The organism is Anaerofustis sp. (assembly GCF_019420015.1).
In the GTDB taxonomy this organism is placed as follows: domain Bacteria; phylum Bacillota; class Clostridia; order Eubacteriales; family Anaerofustaceae; genus Anaerofustis.
On record NZ_JAHZIA010000064.1, the window covers coordinates 18,112 to 26,121 of the forward strand.

Sequence of the window (8,010 nt, forward strand, 5' to 3'; positions counted from 1 at the left end):
CCGCTACCAACTTTTTGATTGAATTGATATTGCTTATTTCAATAATATTTTTAAAGTCGGAAAAAGATAAATTCTTACTTTCCAAATATTTTTCTATAAGTTCTCTGCTTCCCGAGCCTTTCTCTCTTACGATAATACAATAATCCAGCAAATCGTCAAGAGATACTTTTTTACCCCATAGCCTGCTTTTTTTTGAACATATTCCTATATAATTCTCAGCAGAGACAGTAATAAAGTCATACTCATTTTTAGGGAAATATCCCTCTATTACGGCAAAATCTATGGCTCCTTCATTTAAATACTCAAGAAGAACATTCGTATTTGCAACGACCATCTTTATATCCGAATTTTTATTTTGATTCATATATTTCTTTATTTTATCCGGCATGAAATATTCACCTACCGTCAATGTAGCGCCGATATTCAATTTTTTTGCATTTGTCTCAATATTTGATATTTCTTCCCTGAATTTTATATCATCATGATTTAAAGCGGTAACATAATTCAAAAACATTTTTCCCTCTTTCGTCAAATACAATTTTTTGGATTTATACGAAAAAAACTTAACTCCATAATTCTTCTCCAAATATTGAATATGCTGGGTCACCGCAGGCTGAGTGATATTAAGAGCACACGCCGCTCTTGTAATATTCATATGTTTACAAACTTCCAAAAAAGTATAAATCCTAAAATCCAACATAAAATACCTCCGAATATTCTATATGATAACATATATTTATGTATATATAAATATTTATAATTTTAATTTATCTATATTTCATGATACTATATTAATAATTTAATGAATATATCAAAAGGAGAAAAAAATGACGTTTATTAAAGAAAATATAAAAGGATTGCTTATTTGTATTTTAATCGCATTGCCCTCTTGGTATTTGGGTAAACTCTTACCTGTAATAGGAGGCCCTGTATTTGCCATATTGATGGGTATGATAATAACAATGTTTATAAAAGATAAGTCAAACTTACAAAAAGGAATAACTTTCACATCAAAAAAAATACTTCAATACGCGGTTATTTTACTGGGATTTGGAATGAACATAACGGATATTTTAATTCAGGGAAAACAATCATTACCCATAATTATATCAACAATATCCACATCACTTATAATTGCGTATCTTTTATGTAAGATACTAAAAATACCATCAAAAATCTCTACACTTATAGGGGTCGGATCTTCTATATGCGGAGGTTCGGCAATCGCAGCAACAGCTCCGGTAATCGATGCAGACGATGAAGAAATAGCACAGGCAATATCAGTTATATTTTTATTCAATATAATAGCAGCATTGATATTCCCCGCTTTGGGATCAATGCTCGGACTTAGCAATGAAGGATTTGGTTTATTTGCGGGAACAGCAATAAACGACACATCATCCGTAACGGCAGCTGCCGCAGCTTGGGACGGTATTCATAAAAGCAATACCCTCTCATCCGCAACAATAGTAAAACTTACAAGAACACTCGCTATAATCCCTATAACTTTAATCCTTGCATTTTTAAGAACCAGAAAAGAAAAAAATAACGAAGCAAATAAAGTAAGCCTAAAAAGCATATTCCCGTTTTTTATTTTGTACTTCGTTCTCGCGGCAATTATAACGACGGTATTTAACCTCTCTCCTATGATAACAGACCCGATAAAAGAATTAAGCAAGTTCTTTATTATAATGGCAATGTCCGCAATAGGTTTAAATACAAATATCGTAAAACTTATAAAATCAGGTATTAAACCGATTTTTATGGGCGCATGCTGCTGGATTGGTATAGCATGTGTAAGCCTTGCTATGCAGCATTTACTTCATATTTGGTAATCATTACCGCCAAACAAAAATCAAAAAAATACACTGTTATAATACAGTGTATTTTTATTACAAATATTCTTTTATAAATTCTACAAACAACTCTCCGGCCTCTTCTTGAACATTTATACAACCTCTTTTGGGATCCATATGATTTTGTCTTACATATTCACAATTTATAGATCCGAATCTTTCTGTGTATAAATCGACCCATTTGCCTGTAATCTCTTTCATCTTATCGTTTGTTGAAGGTTTGTCTTCTGCAAACATCAACCCTATTACCGCTATACATCCGGCAAAAGCTCCGCAAGTTTTACCCCGCTGCAATCCAAAGCCATAAGGAGCAAGCATCTTAAATTCTTTACTGCCAATGTCCAGCTCATATTTTATTTTCAAAGCTTCTATCAATGTTTCACCACAATTTTTGTGATACAAAGCTCTTTCATCTTCGCTTTTTTCATCAGATTCTCTTCTGATATCATCTACAATATCCGTAATACTTTTATCAATCATAATAAACCTCTTTCTACATTTGTTCCGGAGCACTCACACCCAAAATCGTCAAAGTATTATGCAACACTTCTCTTGTTGCCATAACCAACGCAAGCCTTGCATTTAATAACTTCTCATCATCGACAATAACCCTGTGCGCATTATAAAAAGAGTGGAAAGAGCTTGCCAAATCCATGGCGTATTTGGTAATCTTGCTAGGGTCCAAATCAATGCTTGCTTTCTTTATTTCATCGCTGAAATTTGCAATCGTCTTTAAAAGATTTATTTCTTCTTTTTTATTAAGCAAATCAAAATTTTCCTGCTTAACATCTTTATTGATATTTCTTATAATACTGCAAATTCTCGCATGTGCATACTGAACGTAAAACACAGGATTTTCACTGGATTTTTTTATGGCAAGATCAAGATCAAAATCCATATGAGTATTGGGCTTATTAAAGTTAAATACAAATCTTGCGGCATCCTTTCCAACTTCCGAAACCAAATCAGAAAGAGTATATATATTTCCCTTTCTCTTAGACATCCTGAGAGCTTCGTTATTTTTAACCAAATGAACGAGCTGCATCAATATAACATCAAGCCTTTCTTCTTCAACCCCAAGTGCCACCATAGCTTTTTTCAACCTCGCAACATGACCGTGATGGTCCGCACCCCATACGTTTATTGCATAATCAAAGTTTCTTTTTACCAATTTGTCATAATGATATGCAATATCTGCGGCATAATAAGTAGGAACTCCGTTCTGTCTTACAAGAACTTCATCTTTTTCAAGTCCATACTCAGTTCCTCTAAACCAAAGGGCTCCGTCTTTTTCATAAACACCGCCGTTTCCTCTCATTTTGTCTATTACATCTTTTATTGCTCCGGAATTATGAAGAGTTTTTTCACTGAAAAACACATCGTAATTTATACCGTACTCTTTTAAATCATTTATCATGTTCGTAACGTTCTTATCAAGAGCATATTCAACAAGCTCATGTTGTCTTTCTTCTTCGCTTACATGTAAAAGTTTATCGGCGTTTATATCTATATATCCCTTTGCAAGGTCAATTATATCATCCCCTTTATAACCGTCTTCAGGGAAATCAACGTTTTTGCCAAGTTGCTGCAAATATCTTGCATCCAAAGATTGCCCGAATTTTATAATCTGGTTTCCCGCGTCGTTTAAATAAAATTCTTTTACTACATCGCATCCTGCCCAAGAAAGAATATTGCTTATAACATCTCCTATTGCTCCTCCTCTTGCATTACCTATATGCAAAGGACCCGTAGGATTTGCACTTACGTATTCAACATTTACTTTCTTCGGATTATCTGTTACGACTTTACCGTATTCGCTCTTTAAGGTAATAACCTTTTTCATTTCGTCATAAAGCCATCTATTGTCAAGAACAAAGTTTATAAATCCCGCTCCTGCAATACTTATGTCTTTGATATAAGTATTATTGGTATCTATGTTATCAATTATATTCTCTGCAATTACCCTCGGATTGCATCTTGCTTTTTTAGCCAGCTGCATGGCAGTATTTACACTGAAGTCTCCGAATTTTTCTTCTCTCGGAACTTCAACTCGAATACTCGGAATATCTTCTTTGTCTATTTCAAGAATACCTTTATCTATACATTTTTTTATCGCTTTATCAACTGCTGCAATAATTTCTTTTTCTCTCGTAATTTTTCCGAACATTATTATCTCCTATTACTCTTTTATAGTTAATCTGTTTTTAATTTCATATCTTTCAAATCCAAGATTAATTAGCTTTTCTATCAAATCAGAATACCCTATTCCCATATAGTCCCACATTTTAGCATACATGCTTATATTTGTAAATCCCGGAAGAGTATTCATCTCATTTAAGTAAACATCAGAACTGTCTTTATCCAGGAAGAAATCGACTCTTGAAAGACCGCTTGCTCCGACCGCTTTAAATGCCCTAACGGCAAACTGTCTTATCTTTTCCATTGTGTCTTCGTCGATTTTTACTGGAATATCTATTCTGCTACTATCTCCCGAAAGATACTTTGCTTCATAATCATAGAATTCTTTGCAAGACACAATCTCTCCAGGATAAGAAGCCTGAGGATGAGAGTTACCCAAAACAGCAACCTCGATTTCTCTTGCATTTATTCCTTTTTCAACCAATATTTTAGTATCAAATTTCACAGCTTTAAGAAGTGCTTCTTTTAATTCTGATTTATCCTTTGCCTTTGATATACCTACACTTGAGCCCATATTAACGGGCTTTACAAACATAGGATAAGGAAGAGTCTTTTCGCATCTTTCAATCGTATTTAACAAAAGCTCCTCATTTTCAATATCCGTATCAAATACCAACACATCATCAACAACAGGAATCCCAACACTCTTGAAAACTCTTTTTGCTATATCTTTATCCATACACACGCTTGAAGCCAATACTTCACAACCCACATACGGTTTATTCATCATTTCAAATAATCCTTGAATTCTTCCGTCTTCACCGTTTTGTCCGTGCAAAACAGGGAAAATAATATCAACATCATCGATAATATCTCCGTTAAAAAGAGAAAAATCAGAAACAAGATGTGCGTCGTCATTTATCCATTCATTATTTTTTATTTTTTCCACATCTCCGTTGTAAACATAAAATTTTCCCTCTAAGGTTATACCTATCATGGTTATATCAAATTTATCTTTGTCTATCCCTTTTATGACGTTATATGCCGACAAAAGAGAGACATCATACTCTCCGGATTTTCCACCGAAAATAACGCCTACATTTTTTTTATTACTCATCTTCAAACTCCCCAATAATTATTTTTGAACCGAAGCCAATAATTCTTTTTTTATATCAAATAATTCATCCGAAATATCAACATGATATTCACTTGGATTTACAAGTCTTAAAAATTCAGGCCAAAAGGTACTTCTTGCCAATATATGGTTCTCTCTTATCTGAGAAAGCTTAGGCGAATTATAAACTTGTTTACCGTCGATAAATATAGGTTTTAACAACTCTTTAACATGGAAATTACTTATTGTTCTCTTTTTCCATGTATGAACGGGATGATAAATGGTAAGAGGTTTTGTTTCATCGATTTCTTCATCATTTAATGTTATTAAATCCGCTATGGCAACATTCGTAAGATTATCATAAAATCTCAAAACTTTTTTATATCCCGGATTTGTTATTTTTATAGGGTCGTTCGATACTTTTATTTTAGGCGACAATTGTCCGTCACGTTCAATGGCAGCAAGTTTATACACTCCTCCCAAAGCACTCGTTCCGTCAGCGGTAATCATTTTGGTTCCCACTCCGTACATTCCGATTTTGGCACCTTGATTTCTTAGATCCGAAATAATATACTCGTCTAAATCATTGGAAGCACTTATAATGGCACTTTCAAATCCTGCTTCATCAAACATCTCTCTGGCTTTTACCGATAAATACGTCAAATCTCCGCTGTCCAATCTTATGCCATATTTACCTTTTAATCTGCCCGCGTCTCTTTCTTCTGTAAAAACTTTTATCGCATTTCTAACTCCGCTGTTTAACGTGTCATAAGTATCCGCAAGTAAAATCAAATTGTCTGGGTTATGTTTTGCATATGCTCTGAACGCCTCGAGCTCACTGTCAAATGCCATAATGAAAGCATGAGAAATAGTCCCCATAGACACCGTATCCCATCCATATTCCACCTCTACATTACTGGTCCCTACACAACCTCCGATTATACAAGCCCTTGAACCATAAAGTCCTGCCTCTGTACCGTGAGCTCTCCTAAGCCCAAAGTCCAATACGGGAGCATACGTTCCTGCAGCCGAAACTATCCTAGAAGCTTTTGTCGCAATTAAACTTTGGTGATTTATTATCGCCAGTATGGCGGTTTCTATTAGCTGTGCCTCTATCAAGTTCGTCTTCACTCTAAGAACAGGTTCCGAAGGAAAAAATATTTCCCCTTCTTCCATAGAGTAAATTTCTCCTGTGAATTTAAAGTTTCTTAAGTATTCTAAAAACCCTTCTGTAAGTTCAGGATGGTTTTCTTTTAAAAGTTTGATATCCTCTTCGTCAAATCTAAGATTGTTTATATATTCTATGACTTGTTCAAGACCGGCAAAAACAGAGTATCCTCCTTCAAAAGGATTTCTTCTTATAAACACATCAAAAACAGCCTGTCTGTCTTTAAATCCTTTACTCTCATAAACATTGCTTACACTAAGTTGATAAAAATCAGTAGCTAATTCAAGCTTCCTTTTTCTTTCCATTTTTTAACTCCCAATTGTCACATTAAAAATATTATATCTAGTTTATTATTATATCACTTTTTACAAAAAAATCATTAAAAATAGTATATTTTTACTTATTATACCAATACTTATAGTATGTTTAGAGATACTTTAACAAAAAGAATCAAAATGTTGTCGATATTTTTGGTAATACTGTTTGCATTGCTTACGGTTTTTATAATAAAAGCATTCATCTTCCAAGACGAAGAAAACATGAAAGAACTTTCAAAGCAATATCAAAAAACAGTACAAACATTTTATCCCAGAGGAGCAATACTGGACAGAAACGGAATCAACTTCTCCGATAAAAATGAAAACCCAAGTCTACCCGTTCCGAATAACATAAACTTTAAAGTCGGAAAAACCTTTATAGGAAATATCCAAATAAATGATCAAACCACAACAAAGGATGCCGTAAAAGGAATAAGCGGACTTCAACTTTATTACGACAGCCTTTTAAACGGAGGCCCTCCCATAAAAATAAAAGCCCAAATAGATGCAAACGGGAATATCATAGACGAAAAAAGCTACACGGCAGTAAATGACCATATAAACGAAGGAAATACCGTTCATACAACCGTAGACTACCATATCCAAGAATACACCGAGAATTATTTGGGAAATTTTTTAAAAGAAAATAATTTTAAAGGCGGCAGTGTAATACTGACAAATATAAAAACAGGTGAAATACTTGCAATGGCATCAAATGATAATACGCTGAATAAAAATATGCTTTCATATCAACCGGGAAGTGTCTTTAAAATTTTAACGTTGGCTCTGGCAGTGGAGAATAATGTTGTTGATTTAGATGAGGAGTTTAATTGTACAGGGAAAATAAAAATAGGCTCTGTGACAAGGTACTGCCATGAAGGAAAAGGACACGGCAAAATAACCGCAAAAGAAGGTCTTAGTTTATCCTGTAATGAGGTATTCTACAGATTGGCAAAAAGATTAAATGTAAAAGACAAAAAAGGAAACATAATATCGAACAAGATAATCGATTATGCACATACATTGGGTTTTGGAAGTCCTAATGATAAACAAAACAAAAATAAAAAATTTATACTTGAGTATAACGACTACTATTCTTTTGTGCCTGAGAAAATATACAACAACATGGACACTTTCAATTTGGCTTTGGGACAAGGGGATGTACAAGCAACTCCGCTATTATTAAATACCATTATGAGTGCAATCGCAAACGGAGGAACGGGGTACTATCCCTATATAGTGGAAAGCGTTAAAAGTCCATCAGAAGAAATAATTGAAATCAAAAAAAATCAAATTTTCGATTTGCATTTAAGTCCAAAGACAATCAAAGTCCTTCAACAAGCCCTTGGAATGACCTGCAGCGCACCAGAATTTATATTTCAGACAAGATAGTAAATCTTCCAAACGTACTATTTT

At 33.9% G+C, this 8,010-nt stretch carries 7 protein-coding genes; 2 read left to right on the forward strand and 5 right to left on the reverse strand.

Annotated features, from left to right (window positions below):
- Positions 1 to 700 (reverse strand): LysR substrate-binding domain-containing protein (locus QZ357_RS09700; RefSeq protein WP_290776618.1); only part of this gene is annotated, 700 nt, incomplete at its 3' end.
- Positions 701 to 827: 127 nt separating this feature from the next.
- Here QZ357_RS09700 and QZ357_RS09705 point away from each other — a divergent pair.
- Positions 828 to 1,835, forward strand: coding sequence for a YeiH family protein (locus QZ357_RS09705; RefSeq protein ID WP_290776621.1), 1,008 nt, complete (start codon positions 828 to 830; stop codon positions 1,833 to 1,835).
- Between the two features lie 57 nt (positions 1,836 to 1,892).
- Here the strand turns inward: QZ357_RS09705 and QZ357_RS09710 are convergent, their stop codons facing one another.
- The 4 genes from QZ357_RS09710 to QZ357_RS09725 are packed head-to-tail and all read right to left on the reverse strand — an operon-like array spanning position 1,893 to position 6,582.
- Entirely contained in the window at positions 1,893 to 2,336 is a 444-nt protein-coding gene (locus QZ357_RS09710; RefSeq protein WP_290776623.1) for a C-GCAxxG-C-C family protein, read from the reverse strand.
- 13 nt (positions 2,337 to 2,349) lie between these two features.
- The gene (argS, locus tag QZ357_RS09715) at positions 2,350 to 4,023 is read right to left on the reverse strand and encodes an arginine--tRNA ligase (protein WP_290776626.1); all 1,674 of its coding nucleotides are present in this window, start codon (positions 4,021 to 4,023) and stop codon (positions 2,350 to 2,352) included.
- A gap of 12 nt (positions 4,024 to 4,035) precedes the next feature.
- Entirely contained in the window at positions 4,036 to 5,112 is a 1,077-nt protein-coding gene (locus tag QZ357_RS09720) for a D-alanine--D-alanine ligase family protein (protein ID WP_290776629.1), read from the reverse strand.
- 18 nt (positions 5,113 to 5,130) lie between these two features.
- Positions 5,131 to 6,582 carry a nicotinate phosphoribosyltransferase gene (locus QZ357_RS09725; RefSeq protein ID WP_290776632.1) on the reverse strand — a complete coding sequence of 484 codons (1,452 nt, stop codon included), beginning with the start codon at positions 6,580 to 6,582 and terminating at the stop codon, positions 5,131 to 5,133.
- Between the two features lie 150 nt (positions 6,583 to 6,732).
- Here QZ357_RS09725 and QZ357_RS09730 point away from each other — a divergent pair, with 150 nt between their 5' ends.
- Positions 6,733 to 7,986, forward strand: coding sequence for a penicillin-binding transpeptidase domain-containing protein (locus QZ357_RS09730; protein WP_290776635.1), 1,254 nt, complete (start codon positions 6,733 to 6,735; stop codon positions 7,984 to 7,986).
- Positions 7,987 to 8,010 lie beyond the last annotated feature (24 nt).

Coding starts and splice junctions, on each gene's coding strand:
- QZ357_RS09705 (WP_290776621.1), top strand. CDS start 828: ATGACGTTTATTAAAGAAAATATAAAAGGATTGCTTATTTGTATTTTA.
- QZ357_RS09710 (WP_290776623.1), bottom strand. CDS start 2,336: ATGATTGATAAAAGTATTACGGATATTGTAGATGATATCAGAAGAGAA.
- argS (WP_290776626.1), bottom strand. CDS start 4,023: ATGTTCGGAAAAATTACGAGAGAAAAAGAAATTATTGCAGCAGTTGAT.
- QZ357_RS09720 (WP_290776629.1), bottom strand. CDS start 5,112: ATGAGTAATAAAAAAAATGTAGGCGTTATTTTCGGTGGAAAATCCGGA.
- QZ357_RS09725 (WP_290776632.1), bottom strand. CDS start 6,582: ATGGAAAGAAAAAGGAAGCTTGAATTAGCTACTGATTTTTATCAACTT.
- QZ357_RS09730 (WP_290776635.1), top strand. CDS start 6,733: ATGTTGTCGATATTTTTGGTAATACTGTTTGCATTGCTTACGGTTTTT.